This window comes from Kitasatospora sp. NPDC001539 (assembly GCF_040298565.1).
Classification (GTDB): domain Bacteria; phylum Actinomycetota; class Actinomycetes; order Streptomycetales; family Streptomycetaceae; genus Kitasatospora.
In genome coordinates this window covers 1-17,205 of record NZ_JBEPAK010000057.1, presented here as the reverse complement: position 1 = coordinate 17,205, position 17,205 = coordinate 1, and the positions used below count along the sequence as shown (strand labels likewise).

15 protein-coding genes are annotated in these 17,205 nt (G+C 73.3%); 2 read left to right on the top strand and 13 right to left on the bottom strand.

The window, feature by feature from the left end; translation table 11 throughout:
• Window positions 1-122: 122 nt before the first annotated feature.
• Entirely contained in the window at window positions 123-1,619 is a 1,497-nt protein-coding gene (gene nsdA / locus ABT247_RS12285; protein ID WP_392903625.1) for a transcriptional repressor NsdA, read from the bottom strand.
• Between the two features lie 572 nt (window positions 1,620-2,191).
• Here nsdA and ABT247_RS12280 point away from each other — a divergent pair.
• Complete coding sequence (locus tag ABT247_RS12280; RefSeq protein WP_350741700.1) at window positions 2,192-2,869, top strand: bifunctional DNA primase/polymerase; 678 nt, start codon at window positions 2,192-2,194, stop codon at window positions 2,867-2,869.
• 184 nt (window positions 2,870-3,053) lie between these two features.
• Here the strand turns inward: ABT247_RS12280 and ftsY are convergent, their stop codons facing one another.
• The 5 genes from ftsY to ABT247_RS12255 form a co-directional block, all read right to left on the bottom strand.
• Window positions 3,054-4,271 carry a signal recognition particle-docking protein FtsY gene (ftsY, locus tag ABT247_RS12275; protein WP_350741698.1) on the bottom strand — a complete coding sequence of 406 codons (1,218 nt, stop codon included), beginning with the start codon at window positions 4,269-4,271 and terminating at the stop codon, window positions 3,054-3,056.
• A 57-nt stretch (window positions 4,272-4,328) separates the two neighbouring features.
• Entirely contained in the window at window positions 4,329-8,021 is a 3,693-nt protein-coding gene (gene smc, locus ABT247_RS12270) for a chromosome segregation protein SMC (protein ID WP_350741695.1), read from the bottom strand.
• Window positions 8,022-8,176: 155 nt separating this feature from the next.
• Complete coding sequence (locus tag ABT247_RS12265; protein WP_045702518.1) at window positions 8,177-8,380, bottom strand: hypothetical protein; 204 nt, start codon at window positions 8,378-8,380, stop codon at window positions 8,177-8,179.
• A 412-nt stretch (window positions 8,381-8,792) separates the two neighbouring features.
• On the bottom strand, window positions 8,793-9,092 hold the full coding sequence (locus ABT247_RS12260; protein WP_350741692.1) for an acylphosphatase: 300 nt from the start codon (window positions 9,090-9,092) through the stop codon (window positions 8,793-8,795).
• Window positions 9,093-9,221: 129 nt separating this feature from the next.
• Window positions 9,222-10,589, bottom strand: a complete 1,368-nt coding sequence (locus tag ABT247_RS12255) for a hypothetical protein (protein ID WP_350741690.1) — start codon at window positions 10,587-10,589, stop codon at window positions 9,222-9,224.
• Window positions 10,590-10,894: 305 nt separating this feature from the next.
• Between ABT247_RS12255 and ABT247_RS12250 the strand changes: the two genes are divergently transcribed.
• Complete coding sequence (locus ABT247_RS12250) at window positions 10,895-11,815, top strand: DMT family protein (RefSeq protein WP_350741688.1); 921 nt, start codon at window positions 10,895-10,897, stop codon at window positions 11,813-11,815.
• Between the two features lie 4 nt (window positions 11,816-11,819).
• Here the strand turns inward: ABT247_RS12250 and mutM are convergent, their stop codons facing one another.
• The 7 genes from mutM to rsmD form a co-directional block, all read right to left on the bottom strand.
• The gene (gene mutM / locus ABT247_RS12245) at window positions 11,820-12,698 is read right to left on the bottom strand and encodes a bifunctional DNA-formamidopyrimidine glycosylase/DNA-(apurinic or apyrimidinic site) lyase (RefSeq protein WP_350741686.1); all 879 of its coding nucleotides are present in this window, start codon (window positions 12,696-12,698) and stop codon (window positions 11,820-11,822) included.
• 53 nt (window positions 12,699-12,751) lie between these two features.
• A complete protein-coding gene (gene rnc, locus ABT247_RS12240) occupies window positions 12,752-13,540 on the bottom strand; it encodes a ribonuclease III (protein ID WP_350741684.1) in 789 nt (262 codons plus the stop codon).
• A 20-nt stretch (window positions 13,541-13,560) separates the two neighbouring features.
• Complete coding sequence (gene rpmF, locus ABT247_RS12235; RefSeq protein WP_030275709.1) at window positions 13,561-13,734, bottom strand: 50S ribosomal protein L32; 174 nt, start codon at window positions 13,732-13,734, stop codon at window positions 13,561-13,563.
• A 2-nt stretch (window positions 13,735-13,736) separates the two neighbouring features.
• Window positions 13,737-14,405 (bottom strand): YceD family protein, encoded by a 669-nt coding sequence (locus ABT247_RS12230; RefSeq protein ID WP_350741682.1) that lies wholly within the window; start codon window positions 14,403-14,405, stop codon window positions 13,737-13,739.
• Window positions 14,406-14,577: 172 nt separating this feature from the next.
• A complete protein-coding gene (locus ABT247_RS12225; RefSeq protein ID WP_350741680.1) occupies window positions 14,578-15,750 on the bottom strand; it encodes a F0F1 ATP synthase subunit B family protein in 1,173 nt (390 codons plus the stop codon).
• 292 nt (window positions 15,751-16,042) lie between these two features.
• Window positions 16,043-16,534 carry a pantetheine-phosphate adenylyltransferase gene (gene coaD / locus ABT247_RS12220; RefSeq protein ID WP_350741678.1) on the bottom strand — a complete coding sequence of 164 codons (492 nt, stop codon included), beginning with the start codon at window positions 16,532-16,534 and terminating at the stop codon, window positions 16,043-16,045.
• A gap of 47 nt (window positions 16,535-16,581) precedes the next feature.
• Window positions 16,582-17,166, bottom strand: coding sequence for a 16S rRNA (guanine(966)-N(2))-methyltransferase RsmD (gene rsmD / locus ABT247_RS12215; protein ID WP_350741676.1), 585 nt, complete (start codon window positions 17,164-17,166; stop codon window positions 16,582-16,584).
• Window positions 17,167-17,205: the final 39 nt, after the last annotated feature.

The window sequence follows — 17,205 nt, the reverse complement described above, 5'->3', positions numbered from 1 at the left end:
GAGTGCGAGGGCCGGCCGGTGGGCGCCGGATCCGGGGGATCCGGGGGATCCGGGGGATCCGGGCCCGGGCGGCACGAGGAAGTCCGGCGGGAGGGGAGTCCGCCGGTCGGGGGCAGGGCCGCTCAGACCACCGAGACGTACTCCGGGATGTCCTGGACCACCCGCTCCTTGAGCCGGTTCACCGCGTCCACCCCGTCGAAGCGGGCGGCCGCGGCCTCGGTGGTCTTGCGCACCCGGGAGTTCAGCCGCTCCGAACGGACCTTGGTCGCGATGTCGACGGCCTGCTCGGCGTACCGCACCGCCTCCTCGGCCTCCCGCTGCAGCAGGTGGACGCTGGCCATGCCGATCAGGTTGAAGGCGTACGAGCGGACGTGGTCCTCGTCCTGGCGGAACAGGTCGACCGCGCGCTCCATCACCGGCGCGGACAACGAGGCGTACAGCTGGGCGTTGTCCGAGTGGTACGCGAGGTCGCGGAAGGAGTGGGCGTTCTCCGCGTTCAGCTCGGCCGGGGAGAAGAACCGCAGCCAGTCCGGCTCGTCGTCGCCGTCCCGGATGTCGGTGAAGGTGTCCTCCGCCAGCCGGATCGCCCGGGCGCAGCGGTTCACCTCGCCGATCGTGGCGTAGGCGCGCGCCTCCATCGCGTACAGCAGGGACTGCTGGCGGGGCGTCGCGGTGTCCCGGCTGCCGTACTGGGCCAGGTGGATCAGCTCCAGGGCGTCCTCGCCCCGGTTGAGGTGGATCATCTGGCGGCTCATGTCGGTGAGGATCAGCGCGCCGAACGGGCGGTCGCCGGCCTCCTTGGCCGCGTGCAGGGCCAGCACGTAGTACTTCTGCGCGCTCGGGTGCATGCCGACGTCGTAGGACATCCAGCCGGCCAGGTGGGCGAGTTCGGCGGTGAGCCGGAACAGCCGCTTGGTGGTGTCCTCGTTGTACGTCTCCTGGAGCAGGTCGGTGACCTCGTGGAGCTGGCCGACCACGGCCTTGCGGCGCAGCCCGCCGCCGTTCTGGGCGTCCCACTGGCGGAACATGACCGTGGTCTGCTCCAGCAGTTCGAGCTCGGGTTCGGAGAGCCGGCCGGTGAACGCCTCGCCGCCGTTGGCCGCGGTGAGGATGGGCGTGGGGATGCCCGTCGGGCCGGGGGCGAGCCAGCGCTGCATGGGCTCGATCAGCGCGGCGCCGGCGGTCAGCGCCAGGGAGGTGCCGAGGAAGCCCCGGCGGTTGAGCATCAGGTCGCTGCGGGAGTACTCGCTGATCAGCTGGACGGTCTGGGGGGCGCTCCACGGCAGGTCGACGCCTCCGCCCACGGTGGAAACCGGGATCGCGGCGCGCAGGCCGAGGTCCTCGATCGAGACCACCGAGCCGAAGCGCTCGGAGAACAGCTCCGACATGATCTTGGGGATCGGCTCGCGGGGCTGTTCGCCGTCGAGCCATCGGCGCACCCGGGAGGTGTCGGTGGACACGTGGTGGGCACCGATCTGCCGGGCCCTGCGGTTGACCTGGCGGGCCAACTCTCCCTTGGACCAGCCGCTGCGGGCGAACCACGTGGTCAGCTTCTCGTTGGGTTGCTTCTCTGCCATGGGAACGTCCCCATCCCGCCCGGCCCCTTCGGGGCCCCCGATCGTGACCGCCCGACGGTTGCGGGCTCTTGCCAGACGTGCCGTGCCTGAGGTGATGTGGTACCGCCTCGTCGTACTGGTGTGCCATCGTCCCGGACGGTTCGTCAGATCCCCAACTCCCGTGCCTCGACGGCCAGGAGCAGGCTCCCGACGACGTCCGTGTGCTGAACGTAGTGCCCCGCGGGGCACCCGTGGGAGCGGCCCTGGCGAAACGCCACCTTTCGCCACCCCCAGGAGTGAACCGAAGTCAGGAGGCACACGCTTCACTGGATAGTCCCGACGGTCCGGCATATGCGGGCCGCCAAGTCCCCCGGCCAGCCCCGGAAGACCCGGCAGACCCCGCAATCCACCGCAGCCACAGGCGAGTTCGCGGCCCACTCGGGACGGCGGCCACCTCACGCACCAGACGATCCGGCATCCGCGCCGCCCCCACAAGGCGGCGCCCGAGGCGCACCATCGCAACAGGCGCACGCCAAGCGCTGCGCGCCGCCACCGCACAACGCACCACGCAACGGACAATCAACACACAGTCACCATCCCGTAACCATCGGCAACGAGAACCTGTTGGGGGAGGCATGGACAACCTGTTCGGCGAACTTCGACTGGGGCACCTGCGGCTTGCACCGCTGGGCGCGCGCCGCCGCACCAAGGTCACCGCGTCCCTGGCCGCTGCGGAGTACACCGGCCGCTGGGGCTGGACGGTCGCCACCGGCGACGCGGCCGGATCCGCCACCGCCCCGACCCGCTGTCCCTGCGGCGCCCACCGCTGCGCGGCGCCCGGCCTGCACCCGGTGCCCGACGGCAGCAGCCGCGGCCGGACCGCCGGCACCGAGGGCTCGGTGCTGTTCGCCACCGGACGCGCCTTCGACGTCCTGGACGTCCCCGAGCAGGCCGGCCTGCAGGCGCTGGTCCGGCTGGAGCGGATGGGCACCCAGGTCGGCCCGGTGCTCGCGCCGCCCACCGGCCGGCTGCAGTTCCTGGTCGCCGCCGGCGCCGCCCGCCGCCTGCCCGACCTGCTCTACCGGATGGGCTGGGACGACGCCTCGCTCGACCTGACCTGCCACGGCGAGGGCAGCTACGTCGCCGCCCCGCCCACCGTCCTCGGCGGGCTCGGCCCGGTCCGCTGGCTGCGCCGCCCCACCCGCGACAACGCCGGCTGCCCGCCCGAGGCCCGACTGCTGCTCGGCACCCTCGCCTACGCCTGCCACCGCAGCCGCGAGCGCACCGCCGAGCCCGCCTGGATGGCCTCGTGAGCCGCCCGCTCCCCCGCTGACCCGCCCCGCACCTCCGGGGCCCGGCCCGCCCCCGTCGTATGCGCCGCCCCGCCGTCCGGCCCACGGCAGCCGAACCAGGGCGGCCGAACCAGGGCAGACGCACCGGGGCAGACGAAAGGGCCCGCCCCCGAAGGAGCGGACCCTCGTCGACCGGGAGATCCGGTCAGTCCCCGATCAGCGCGTCCACGAACGCACCCGGCTCGAACGGCGCCAGGTCGTCCGCGCCCTCGCCCAGACCGATCAGCTTGACCGGCACGCCCAGCTCGCGCTGCACCGCGACCACGATGCCGCCCTTGGCGGTGCCGTCCAGCTTGGTCAGCACGATGCCGGTGATGTCCACCACCTCGGCGAACACCCGGGCCTGGATCAGACCGTTCTGACCGGTGGTGGCGTCCAGCACCAGCAGCACCTCGTCCACCGGGCCGTGCTTCTCGACGACCCGCTTGACCTTGCCCAGCTCGTCCATCAGGCCGGTCTTGGTGTGCAGTCGGCCGGCGGTGTCGATCAGCACGGTGTCCGCGCCCTCGGCGATGCCCTCCTTGACCGCGTCGAAGGCGATGGAGGCCGGGTCCCCGCCCTCCGGTCCGCGCACGGTGCGGGCCCCGACCCGCTCGCCCCAGGTCTGCAGCTGGTCGGCGGCGGCGGCCCGGAAGGTGTCGGCCGCGCCGAGCACCACGGTGCGGCCGTCGGCGACCAGCACGCGGGCCAGCTTGCCGGTGGTGGTGGTCTTGCCGACGCCGTTGACGCCGACGACCAGGACGACGGCCGGGCCCTCCTCGTGCTTGAGGGAGCGGACGGTGCGGTCGGCGTCCTTGCCGATCAGCTCGACGAGCTCCTCGCGCAGCAGCGCGCGCAGCTCCTCGGGCGTCCGGGTGCCGAGCACCTTCACCCGGGTGCGCAGCCGCTCGACCAGTTCCTGGGTCGGGGCGACGCCGACGTCGGCGGTGAGCAGGGTGTCCTCGATCTCCTCCCAGGTGTCCTCGTCCAGGAGCTCGCGGGAGAGCAGCGAGAGCAGGCCCTTGCCGAGCGAGTTCTGCGAACGGGAGAGCCGGGAGCGCAGCCGCACCAGCCGGCCGGCGGTGGGCTCGGGGACCTCGACGGCGGGTGCCGCCTCGGCCTCGACGGGCCGGACCTCGACGGTCCCGGGGGCCTCCGGAGCCTCGGGAAGCGGCACCTCCTCGACGGTGCGGCGGGGCTCCTCGGTCGGTGGCGCGGCCTCCTCGCCGACCTGGGGCTCCGCCGGGGTGGGCTTGGGCGCCGTGATGACCGGCGCCTGCGACTTCGGGGGCAGCTGCTGGCGTCGTCTGCCGGAAACGACGAGGCCGGCGATCGCGCCGACGGCGACCACGGCGATGACTACGGCAAGGATCACGTATTCCATAACCGCTCCAGTATCCGTGACCGGAGCCGGAATGGACCGCAGCCGCCCCAGGTCCGGCTAGCCGCTGTCCCGGGCCGCCGCCGTGCCGGCGCCGGACGGCCGCCGCTCCCGGGGCTCCGCTGCGGCCCGGCGGCCGGGGACCGCCCCCTCCCGCAGCCGCTGGCTGATCACCTGCGAGATGCCGTCGCCCTTCATGGTCACCCCGTACAGGGCGTCGGCGGACTCCATGGTCAGCTTCTGGTGGGTGATCACGATCAGCTGGGAGCTCTCCCGCAGCTCCTCCATGATCCCGACCAGCCGGCGCAGGTTGGTCTCGTCCAGCGCCGCCTCCACCTCGTCCATCACGTAGAACGGGCTGGGCCGCGCCTTGAAGATCGCCACCAGCAACGCCACCGCGGTCAGCGAGCGCTCGCCGCCGGACAGCAGGGACAGCCGCTTGACCTTCTTGCCGGGGGGACGGGCCTCCACCTCGACCCCGGTGGTGAGCATGTTGTCCGGGTCGGTGAGGACGAGCCGCCCCTCGCCGCCCGGGAAGAGCCGGGCGAAGACGCCCTCGAACTGGGCGGCGGTGTCGTGGTACGCCGAGGTGAACAGCTGCTCGACCCGCTGGTCCACGTCCCGGACGATGTCCAGCAGGTCACGCCGGCTGCGCTTGAGGTCGTCCAGCTGCTCGCCCAGGAACTGGTGGCGCTCCTCCAGCGCGGCGAACTCCTCCAGTGCGAGCGGATTGACCTTGCCGAGCTGCTGGTAGGCCTTCTCGGCGGCCTTCAGCCGCCTCTCCTGCTCGGCCCGGACGTACGGGTACGGCTCCCCCGGCTCCTGCCCCTCCTCGGGTGTCGCGGGCGGGACGGGCTGGTCCGGTCCGTACGAGGCGAGCAGCTCGCCGCCGTCGATGCCGAACTCCTCCAGCGCCCGGGCCTCCAGCTGCTCGATCCGCAGCCGTTTCTCGGCCCGCAGCACCTCGTCCCGGTGGCCCGCGTCGACCAGCTTGTCCAGTTCCTCCTTGAGGCCGCGGCCGTGCTCGCGGTGTTCGCGCAGTTCGTCCTCGCGCTCGGCGCGTTCCCGTTCGACCGCCGCCCGCCGGGCGTCCGCGCGGGCCAGCGACACCTCCAGGCAGGCCAGCAGTTGCCGGGCGCCCGCCGCGACGGCCCGTGCCACGCCGGCGTCGTGCTCGGCACGCCGGCGGCGCTCGGCGGCCCGGGCGCGCGCCTCCCGTTCGGCGCGGGCGGCCCGGTCCAGCTGGTCGGCCCGGCCGGCCAGGGCGCGGACCCGCTCCTCGTGGGTGCGCACCGCGAGCCGGGCCTCCAGCTCGGCCTGCCGGGCGGCCGAGGCGGCCTCGGCCAGCCGCTGCTGTTCGGCCCGGTCCGGCTCGTCCGCCGCCGCGTCCGCCGACTCCTCGGCCGCTACCAGCCGTTCGGCCAACTCCTCGGCCGTGGAAACCAGTTCGGCGAGGCCCTGGTCGGCCCTGGCGACCGCGGCCGACAGCCGTTCCGCCTCGCCCGCGGCGGCGCGGGCCTGCCCGCCGAGGCGGCCGAGCGCACCGGCCACCTGGGCCCGCTCCTTCTCCGCCTGCCGCCGCAGCTCGGCCAGCCGCTCCACCTCGGCGGCCGACTCCCGGCGCAGTTCGGTGAGTTCGGCCAGCCGGTGGCTCGACTCGGCGCAGCGCCGGGCGAGTTCCTCGAGGGCCCGGGCCGCCTCGTCCACCGCCGCTCGGGTCTCCAACAGGCTCGGGGCGCCGGCGGATCCGCCCTGGGCGAAGCCGGTGCCCAGGCGGTCCCCCTCGGCGGTGACGGCGGACAGCTCGGGGTGCTCGGCCAGCAGGCTCAGTGCCCCGTCCAGGTCGGCGACCACCACCACTCCGGCGAGCAGGTCGTGGACGGCGGTGCGCAATCCGGCCGGGCCGTCGACCAGTTCGGCCGCCCAGCGGGCGCCGTCCGGCAACCGGCTCCCCGCGACCCAGCACGCCGGCGATCCGCCGTCCGGCGACCGGCTGCCCGGCACCCCGGACGCCGCCCCCGGCGCTGCCGCGGCCCCGGCGATCAGCAGCGCCGCCCGGCCCGCGTCCCGCTCGCGCAGCAGCCGCAGCGCCCCGGCCGCGGCGGCGGGCGAGTCCACGGCCACCGCGTCGGCCGCCGCCCCGAGCGCCGCGGCGACGGGCACCTCGTACCCGGGTTCGATCCGCAGCAGCGCGGCCGCCGGGCCGAGCACCCCTGTCAGCTGCTCCGCCGCGTCCAGCAGCGCCCCGGTGCCGTCCTTGCGGCGCAGCCCGAGCGAGAGCGCCTCGTGCCGGGCGGTGAGGCCCGCCCGTTCGCGCTCCGCGGCGCCGGACGCCTCCCGGGCGGCCGCCAGGTCCCGTTCCACGGCGTCCAGCCGCTCCCGGGCCCGCCGGTACCCGGCCTCCGCCTGCTCGTCGTCCCCGGCCAGCGCGTCCACCTGCTGCTGGAGCTCCTCGAGTTCGGCCCGGGCGGCCTCGGCGCGCAGCAGCGCCTCGTCCCGGGCCTCGGTGAGCCGGCCGATCTCGGCCTCGGCCGAGGCGGCCCTGGAGCGGGCGGCGGCCGCCTGGCCCTGGAGCCGGGCCAGGCCCTCCCGGCGGTCCGCGATGGCCCGGGCGGCGTCCCGCAGCCGGCGTTCCTCGGCGGCCAGTCCGGCCTCCAGCCCGGCCTTGCGCTCGACCGCTTCGGCCAGCGCGTACGAGGCCTCCTCCAGTGCCTCGGTGAGGGCCGCCTCCTCCTCGCGGACCCGCTCGGCCTCCCGCTCCAGCTCCTCCGGGTCACGGCCGCGGCGTTCCTCGGCGGCGCCCCCGGCGGCGGCGTGCCGGGCCCGGGCCTCGGCCAGTCCGATCGTGCCGCGGGTGCGTTCGGCGAGGGCGGAGAGCCGGTACCAGGTCTGCCGGGCGGTCTCCAGGCTGGGGCCGAGCTGCTGCACCTGCGCCTCCAGGACCCGCTCGCGCTGGACGGCGCGGGCCAGTTCCTGTTCGACGGTGGTGCGGCGCAGCTTCAGTGCCAGTTCGTCGGCGACCTCGGCCTCGACGGCCCTGCGCAGGGTGAGCAGGTCGTCGGCGAGCAGTCGGAGCCGGGCGTCGCGCAGGTCGGCCTGGATGCCCGCGGCGCGGCGGGCGATCCTGGCCTGCCGGCCGAGCGGTCCGAGCTGGCGGCGCAGTTCGGCGGTCAGGTCCTGGACGCGGTTGAGGTTGGCCTGCATCGCGTCCAGCTTCCGCAGCGCCTTCTCCTTGCGCTTGCGGTGCTTGAGGACGCCGGCCGCCTCCTCGATGAAGGCGCGCCGGCCCATCGGGTCGGCGTGCAGGACGGAGTCCAGCTGGCCCTGTCCGACGATGACGTGCATCTCGCGGCCGATGCCGGAGTCGGAGAGCAGTTCCTGGATGTCCAGCAGGCGGCAGGTCTCGCCGTTAAGGGCGTACTCGCTGCCGCCGTTGCGGAACATGGTCCGGGTGATCGTCACCTCGGAGTAGTCGATCGGCAGGGCGCCGTCGCTGTTGTCGATGGTGAGGCTGACCTCGGCCCGGCCGAGCGGGGCGCGCCCGCTGGTCCCGGCGAAGATCACGTCCTCCATCTTGCCGCCGCGCAGCGACTTCGCGCCCTGCTCGCCCATCACCCAGGACAGCGCGTCGACCACGTTGGACTTGCCGGAGCCGTTCGGGCCGACGACGCAGGTGATGCCGGGCTCGAAGCGCAGGGTGGTGCTGGAGGCGAAGGACTTGAATCCGCGCAGCGTCAGGCTCTTCAGGTGCACGCGGCCGGTCTCCTCAATCACTCACGAGGAACCGACTGTATCGGGAGTCCGACACGACGAAGGGACGCCACATCCGGGCGTCCCTTGCAAAGCTGCGTCCCTTTCGGGGCGGCTCAGTGCACAGCGGCGTCGATCTGCCGGGATCGGGGGCGGTCTCAGGTGAGAGCCGGCTCCCGCTGGTCCAGATCGATGCTGTTGAGCAGCGAGTGCTCGTCAGCGACAGCGGTGAGAGCGTCGTTCTCAGCCTGCATCCGAAGGAGCTCGGCTTCAAGGTCCTGGACGCGCTGCTGAAGCCGTCGCATCTCGGAGAGCATTCGCGGGTCGGGGCCGCCGACGTACCCGAGAAGCGCCTTTGCCATGATGAATGGTCCTCCACGCTGAGTGACCGAACCGGAACGGTACAGGTCTAGGGGGAAGGGGGACGCACGCGCGGCGCGCACCGGAAGTGCTGGCTGGGCACTACGGCACACACACCGTGAGCTGGGGCTCACGAGGGCATGCACCTGCCGGTAAACGCGTTCGTGTGCGCGGGCTTCAAGCGTCTCACCAAAGACGGTACGGGTCAACACGATCACCGCACGCTACCGCGCCCCTGTCACCTGCCCGGCGGTGTCGTCACGCCTCGGGGGTTCGGGCCGGGGTCCACCAACTGCTCGTGGATCATCGTTCGATGCGGAGTCAACCACGAGTCTGCCCGAATGGCAACCGTATGACACCGACGGTTGCCGATCATTTCCGGAAGGCTTCGGCACAGGGCCGGGCGTCGGCGGTTCAGCGGATCTCGAAGCCCTCGTAGCCTGGGCCGACGGCCGTCCAGATCTCGGTCACGCCGGTCACCGCTCCGGGCGTGCCGGGGCCGCGCAGCAGGGCCAGCAGGTGCTCGCAGTCGGCGGCCAGGCCCTCGGCCACCACCTGCACCCGGCCGTCGCCGAGGTTGCTCGCGTAGCCGGTCAGCCCGATCTCCAGCGCCCGCGCCCGGGTCCACCACCGGAAGCCGACCTCCTGGACCTTCCCCCGGACCCAGGCGGTCACCCGGACCGGTTCATCACTGTGGGCGTCGCGACCGTGCATGCCCCGACCCTAACCGCCGGCGGGTGCGGTCACCGCTCCACGGCCGCCCGGCCGGGCGGTCCGGGACGGCGGACGGCCCCGCCGGTCGGAACCGACGGGGCCGTGCCGAGCGGGCTCGGGCTGCGCGGACTACCAGTCCCCGCCGCCGAAGTCGCCGCCTCCGAAGTCGCCGCCGCCACCGAAGTCGGTGCCGCCGCCGTCGAACCCGCCGAAGTCGGCGCCGTTGAAGTCGGCGCCGGTGTAGTCGCCGCCCTCGTTCGGGTCCTGGTAGCCGTGGTGCTCCATCATCGGCGCGGCCGCGTACGCCGGGCCGCTCATCATCGAGCCGAGCATGGTGCCCACCAGCAGGCCGGGCAGCAGGCCGCCGCCGAAGCCGCTGTAGTAGCCGCCCGCGTACGGCGCGTACGCCGGGCCGGCGTTCCAGTACGGCTGGGGGCCGTACTCGGTGTCGACGGTGCGCACGGCCGGGTCGAGGCCGGCCGTCACCCGGTCCGCGTCGGCCTGGCAGACCGGGACGCTCCGCGGGGCGCCGCCGGCCGGGGCCCACTCGACGTCCTTGACGGACGGGCCGTGGCGCGGGTCCATGAAGCACGGGGGTCGCCGCTCGGGCAGCGGGCGCCTGTCCCGGCGGGCGGCCAGGGTGGCCAGCGAGAACCGGCCGTCCTCGATCGCCTCGGTGACCTGCTTGACGTCCTCCGGCTTCTTCGCCTCGTCCATCAGCCGCTTGGACTTCTCGTACGCGTCGAGGGCGTGGGCGTAGTCGGTGCGCTGGGCGTCGTCCGCGTCGGGGGCGGCCGGGTTGAAGTCGAGCCGCTCCAGTTCGACGCCGAAGGCGGTGATGTCCTCGTCCACCACCCGGCGCAGCTGCTCCAGCTCGGCCCGGGCCTGCTCCTCCTTGCGCTTCTTGGCGCGGCGGAAGAGCAGGAAGACGCCGGCGCCGGCCAGGGCCACCAGCACCACCGGGATGACCACCCAGGCGATCGAGGTGCTGTGGTCGACCCCGTTGCCCTTGGTCTGCGGCGCGGCCTGGTCGACGAAGTCGTTCAGCGTGCCGGCGATGTCGCCCTGGTGCGAGCGGTAGGCCGCGCCGGCGATGCGCTGCGGCATCCCCTTGGCCAGCGCGCCCTGGTCGGCCCGGGCGTCGAACAGGTTCCCGAGCCAGATCGCGTAGACGCCGTCGACGCCGACCTTGGTCCGCAGGTCCTGGAAGATCGTCTTGGTCTGGGCGTTGTACGGGGCGGCGTCCGGAAGCACCGCGACGAAGATCGGCTTGTCGGCCTTCTTGATCTTCGCGGTCAGGGCGTCCGCCTGGCTCTGGCTGAAGCGGCTGGTCATCGCCGGGTCGACGTAGACCTTGCCCTGCTTCAGGGTGGCGGAGACGTCTTCCAGCCCGCCGGCCGCGGAGGCCGCCGGGGCGAACAGCAGCAGCAGCCCGAGCAGCGCCGCCACCAGGGCAAGCGGCCCGGTGCCCCGGGAACGTCGTGCAAGGGTTCTCATGCCCCCGACGCTACCGTGACCGGCGGCGGAGCACGGCATACCCTTCGCATACTGGTGGTGACGGGACTCCCCGCCGTCCGCCGGGGTGCTCCCCCTTCTCGCGGATGAGTTTTCCCCCGGCCCGCCCTGAGACGGTGGGGGCGTGGGAACCGCGGGAGGCGCCCGTACGTACGTCCCGGCAGGCCCGGGGCGGTCCGGGGGCCGTCCGACGGCGCGCCACGACCGTACCCCGCGGGCGGCCCGGTGGTCCCGGACCGCCGGCCCCACGACCCTTTCCTCGACCCAACTCCCGATCGGAGCGCTCGGTGATCATCGGCCTCGTCACGGCCGTGGCGGCTTCCGCCTGCTACGGCACCGGCTCGGTCCTGCAGGCCGTCGGATCCCGCCGCTCCGCCCGGGAGGAGGCGGCCAAGGGCGACACCGCCGCCACCACCGAGCACGGCGGACCGAGCCTGTCCTCCACCGCCAAGGCCGCCGTCACCTGGGAGTTCATCACCGGTACGGTCCTCGACCTGGTCGGCTTCGGGCTGGGCGCGCTGGCCGCGCGGCTGCTGCCGCTGTTCCTCTCCCAGACCATCATCAGCGCCAACCTGGTGATCACCGCGGTGCTCAGCATCAAGCTGCTGGGCATCCGGCTCAAGCAGCTGGAGTGGGCCTCGATCGGCGTGCTCTGCTCCGCGCTGGTGCTGCTGGCCGTCTCGGCCGGCCCGGAGGGCGGCCACCACGCGGCGATGGCCTTCCACTGGTGGCTGCTGGTCATCACCACCGTGCTGCTGGCCGGCGGCGGGCTGCTGGTGCGCCGGATGGGCTCCAAGGGCGCGATCGTCGCCGGTCTGCTCTCCGGCCTCGGCTTCGGCGCCCTGGGCGTCGGCGTGCGCATCCTCAACGGCCTCGACCCCTTCGACCTCGGCCGGCTGCTCTCCGACCCGGCGCTGTACGCGATCCTGATCGGCGGCCTCGGCGGCATGTATGTGCACACCGTGGCGCTGCAGATCGGCTCGGTGAACGGCGCCACGGCCGCGCTGGTGGTCGGCGAGACGGTGCTGCCCGGCGCCGTCGGCGTGCTCTGGCTCGGCGACTCCTCCAAGGCCGGCCTGGGCTGGCTCGGCGTGGCCGGCTTCCTGCTCGCGGTGGTGTCCGCGGTCGGCGTCGCCTACTTCGGCCAGGACACCCACGACGCCCCGGCCGAGGAGGCCGCCGGGCGGCCGGAACTCGCCAGGAAGTAGCGGCTCAGCCCCCGCTGCGGATCCGCGGCACCCGCTGGCAGCGGGGGCAGAAGTAGCTGGAGCGGTTCATCCAGGCGGCGCGCCGGATCGGGGTGCCGCAGCGGCGGCAGGGCTCCTGCTCGCGGCCGTAGGCGTCGAGGTCCCGGGAGAAGTAGCCGCTCTCGCCGTTCACGTTCACGTACAGGCTGTCGAAGCTGGTGCCGCCGACGGCCAGCGCCGCGGTCATCACGTCCCGGGCGTTGGCCAGCAGCAGCGCGGCCTGGGAGCGGGTGAGCGTCGCGGTCGGGCGGTCGTAGTGCAGCCGGGAGCGCCACAGCGCCTCGTCGGCGTAGATGTTGCCGACGCCGCTGATCAGGGTCTGGTCCAGCAGCGCCCGCTTGACCGTGGTGCGCCTGGCCCGCAGCGAGACGGTGAAGGCCTCGTCGTCGAAGCGCGGGTCGAGCGGGTCCCGGGCGATGTGCGCGATCGAGACCGGAGTGCCCTCCGGGTCGCCCTCCTCGGCCTCCTCGACCGCCAGCCCCCCGAAGGTCCGCTGGTCGACGAAGCGCAGCTCGCGGCCGCCGTCGGTGAAGCGCAGCCGGACCCGCAGGTGGGTCTCGTCCGGCACCGACGGGTCCTGGACGAGCAGTTGGCCGCTCATCCCGAGGTGGCCGATCAGCGAGAAGCCCGTACCGCTACCGCTCAGCGGCACCCAGAGGTACTTGCCCCGCCGCTGCGCGGTGCCGAGGGTGGTGCCGGTCAGCCGCGCCGCGAAGTCGGCCGCGCCGGCCGGCTGGCGGCGCACCGCGCGCGGGTGCAGCACCTGGACGTCGGCGACGGTCCGCCCCGCGATCCAGTTCGCCAGACCTCGGCGGACGACCTCGACCTCGGGGAGTTCGGGCACGGGACGACCTCCTGCTTCGGTACGGATCGGCAGGAGGAAAGGCTACTCGGCGCTCACGCCCCGGCGGGCAGCCGGTCCGCGTACTTGTCCTTGATCGCGCGCCAGGCGCTCTCGGCGGCCTTCTGCTCGGCTTCCTTCTTCGAGCGGCCGACGCCGCTGCCGAAGTCCTCGCCGGCCACCCGGGCCGCCGCGGTGAAGGTCTTCTCGTGGTCCGGGCCGGACTCCATGACCACGTACTCGGGCACGCCGATGCCCACCGACGCGGTGAGCTCCTGGAGGCTGGTCTTCCAGTCCAGGCCGGCTCCCAGCTGAGAGGACTCCTCGATCAGCGGGTCGAACAGCCGGTGGACGAACTCGGTGGCGGCTTCCAGGCCGCGGTCCAGGTAGACGGCCCCGATCACGGCCTCGACGGTGTCGGCGAGGATCGACGACTTGTCGCGGCCGCCGGTGCCCTCCTCGCCCTTGCCGAGCCGGATGAACGCGCCGAGGTCCAGACCCCGGCCGACGTCCGCGAGCGCGCGGGAGTTGACCACCGCGGCGCGCAGCTTGGCGAGCGTGCCCTCCGGGACGTCCGGGTGGACGCGGTAGAGGGTGTCGGTCACCACCAGGCCCAGCACCGAGTCGCCGAGGAACTCCAGGCGCTCGTTGGTGGGCAGCCCCCCGTTCTCGTACGCGTACGAGCGGTGGGTCAGGGCACGTACCAGAAGGGCGCGCTCGAGCGTGTACCCGAGGCGCCCTTCCAGGACGTCGTATTCGGTCGAAGCCGGCCCGCCGGCCTTGCCGCTGCCCGAAGAGCCCTTCGAGGCAGTGGACGCCTTGCGGGTGGAGTTACCGTCCGACATCGATCCGTACACCCCGCCGATCAGACCGAGAGGACCTGGCGACGGTTGTACGTGCCGCAGCTCGGGCACGCGATGTGCGCCAGCTTCGGCTCGTGGCAGCGGTCGCACGCCACGAGGGCCGGGGCGACGGCCTTCCAGTTGGAACGGCGGTGGCGCGTGTTGCTGCGCGACATCTTCCGCTTCGGAACAGCCACGGCTACTTCTCCTGGTTCTCGGCGAAACCCTCACGGGTGTCGCTGTGCTTATTTCCCCGCCGCCGATCAGCGGCTTCGCCGCGGGCCTCGTCGCCGCGGTCGGCGGAGAGTCCCTGCAGAGCCGCCCACCGGGGGTCGACGGCGTCGTGGTGGTGCGCCGGGTCGTCGCTCAGGCGCGCTCCGCACTCGGAACACAGGCCCAGGCAGTCTTCCTGGCACACCGGCTGCAGCGGCAGTGCGAGCACCACCGCGTCACGCAGCACCGGCTGGAGGTCGAAGTAGTCGCCCTCCAGACGGTAAGTCTCTTCTTCCGAGTCCTCGTCGAGGTCCTCGGCCCCGGCCGTCCGGGCGCGGTGGCGCTCGTCGGACTCCGGGTAGTAGTACAGCTCCTGGAAGTCGACGTCGATGTCGAACTCGACGGGCTCCAGGCACCGCACGCACTCGCCCTCGACGTGGGCCTCGGCGGTGCCGGTCACCAGCACGCCCTCCACCACGGACTCCAGGCGGAGCTCCAGCTCGATCGGGCTCTTCTCCGGAACGCCGATCACGTCGATGATCCCGAAGCCCTCGGGGGCCTCCAGGGTGCGGCTCACCTTGCGCATCGCGCCCGGACGACGGCCCAGCTCGTGCGTGTCGAACACGAGGGGGTCGCGGTGGTCGAGGCGGTTCAAGGTGTCCTGACTTCCATAGGAATCGACGAAGAGTCCCCCACCGGCGTCGACGTTGCGCGGGCAAGCCGACGGCCGGACATGGGGATGCCGGAGTGGTTCAGACTACCGGAGTCTCCCGCCAGGCCCAACTTCGGCCCCGTCAGCAGACTCCCGGCGGTCCCGCCCGGCCCGCTCAGCGGCCGCCGAGCTCCCGCAGGCGGGTCATGTCGATCATGCTGGTGTCGAAGAAGCTGGTCTCGTCCAGGCCCTGCTGCTGGTGCGGCACGGCCGGCGGCAGCGCGGGCTGCTGCGGGTAGGCGTAGCCGTCGTACGGCTGGGCGCCGTAGCCCTCCTGCTGCTGCTGGTAGCCGTAACCGGCGCCCTGCTGCTGCTCGTGGTAGCCCTGCTGCTGCGGGTAGCCGCCCTGCTGCTGGTGGCCCCACTGGGCGTGGTACGGGTCGCCCTGGCCGGCCGGGTCGAAGCCGCCGCCGTACACGTCGGCATACTGCGCGCCCTGCTGCTGGGCGGCCGCGTACTGGTCGGCGCCCGGCTCCTGCCAGCCGGCCGCGGCCGGGGCCTGCTGCTCGGGCCAGGTCTGCTGCTGCGGAACGTCCTCGCGGTACCAGGCGATGTCGCTGCCGTCGGCCTCCTCGGCGAAGCCCGCGGCCACCGCCTCGGCCCGCTCCTTGGCCTGCTGCGCCTCGTCGGCGGCGGCCAGGTAGGCGCCCAGCTCGTCGATCGGCCGCTTGCCGAGCAGCTTGTCGCGGCCCTTGCCGACGGCCTCCAGGGTGGCGCTGAGCACGTTCTCCAGCGTGGCGAGCTTCACATCGACGTACTCGTCGACCTCGGGGCTCGGGCTGATCTGCTGCGGCTGGAACTCCTCGCCGTCCGTCTCGCCCTCGCGCTCGGTCTCGAAGACGCTGGAGTCGCCGCGCAGCTTGGTCCGGCCGCGGCCGACCGCGCCGAGCGTCTTGGTCAGCACGACCTCGAAGTTGGCCAGCTTGCTGTCCACGTAGTCGTCGGCCTCGGCCCGCTTGGCCTCCACCTCGGCACGGGCCTCGGCCAGGATCCGGTCCGCCTCGGCCTGGGCCCGGCGGACCACCTCGGTGTCCGAGATGAGCGAGCCGCGCTCGGCGTGCGCGCCCTGGATGATCCGCTCGGCCTCGGCCTGGGCGTCCGCCACCACCTGCTCGTGGTCGGCCATCACCGACTGCGCCTGGGCGAGTTCGGCGGGCAGGGCCGCCTTGAGGTCGTTCAGCAGGCCGATCAGCTCGGCCCGGTTCACCACGCAGGAGGCCGACATCGGCATCGAGCGGGCGTTCTCGACCGCCGCCACGATCTCGTCGACCTTGTGCTGCACGTCCACGGGGCTTCTGTCTTTCCGTGTGCCGCCGACGGTCCGGCGGAGGCAGGCCCGGCGCGGTGCAGTGCACCGCAGGGCAGGAATACAGACTGTACGGCCACCGCGCGGCGAGCTCACAACGCCCGAGCCGAACCGCCCGCCCCCGCCTCGGACAATCCGTGACGAACCGGCAGAAACGGGCGGGCCGTCGGCCCCTTTCCGGCGGACGGCCCCTTTGCGGCGGCCGGCCCCTTTGCGGCGGACGGCCGGCGCCCGCCCGGACGCTGCGCCCGCTGCCACCCGGCCACCGCGCCCGCTACTGCTCCGCCTTGCGCTCCGCGATCCGCTCGACCAGGCGGCGGTGCGCCGTCTCCGGCAGCAGGTGGGAGACGTCGCCGCCGTACGAGGCGACCTCCTTGACCAGCGTCGAGGAGAGGAAGCTGTACGTCGGCGAGGTCGGCACGAACAGCGTCTCCACGCCGGTCAGGCCGTGGTTCATCTGAGCCATCTGCAGCTCGTAGTCGAAGTCGCTGACCGCGCGCAGGCCCTTGATGATCGCGGGGATGCCGCGCTCCCGGCAGTAGTCCACCAGCAGGCCGTGGTGCGACTCGACCACCACGTTGCCGAACTCCGCGGTGACCTCCTCGATCAGGCCGATCCGCTCCTCCACGGTGAACATGCCCTGCTTGTTCCGGTTGATCAGGACCGCGACGTGCACCACGTCGTACAGCTTCGAGGCGCGCCCGATGATGTCGAGGTGGCCGTTGGTGATCGGGTCGAACGAACCGGGACAGACGGCTCGGCGCATGGCATGTGCTCCCTGGTGGGGTGACGGCTGCTGCGGACCGCGGCCCGCTACTCGTGATCGCTGGCCTCGGCGGCGGCGCGACCGTACCAGAGGGTGCCCTCGCCGTAGCGGCGGGAGCGCAGCACCTCGAAGCCCTCGGGCCAGCCGAACTCGCCGCCACGGGTGCTGCGCTCCACGGTGACGAGTGCGTCCGCCGCGAGCCAGCCCCCAGCCGACAGTGTGATCAGCATCTCCCGCACCTCGTCGTCCGTCACGGCGTACGGAGGATCGAGGAACACCAGGTCGTAGGGGGTCTGCGGGGGCGGCCCGGCGATCACCTTCTCGGCCTTGGCGGCCCGCACCTCGGCGCCCGGCAGGGCCACCGTACGGACGTTCTCCCGGATCACCCGGGCCGCCTGGCCGTCCGCCTCGACCAGCAGGACGTGCTCGGCCCCGCGCGACAGCGCCTCCAGGCCGACCGCGCCCGATCCGCCGAACAGGTCCAGCATCCGGGCCCCGTGCAGGGTGCCGCGCAGCGACTCCAGGGTGGAGAACATCGCCTCACGGGCCTTGTCGGAGGTCGGGCGGGTGCCCCGGCCGGGCGGTACGGCCAGCCGGCGGCCGCCGGCCGACCCGGCGATCACGCGGGTCATGGTGGTCAAGGTCCTTTCGTCGCTGCCCGACCACGCTAT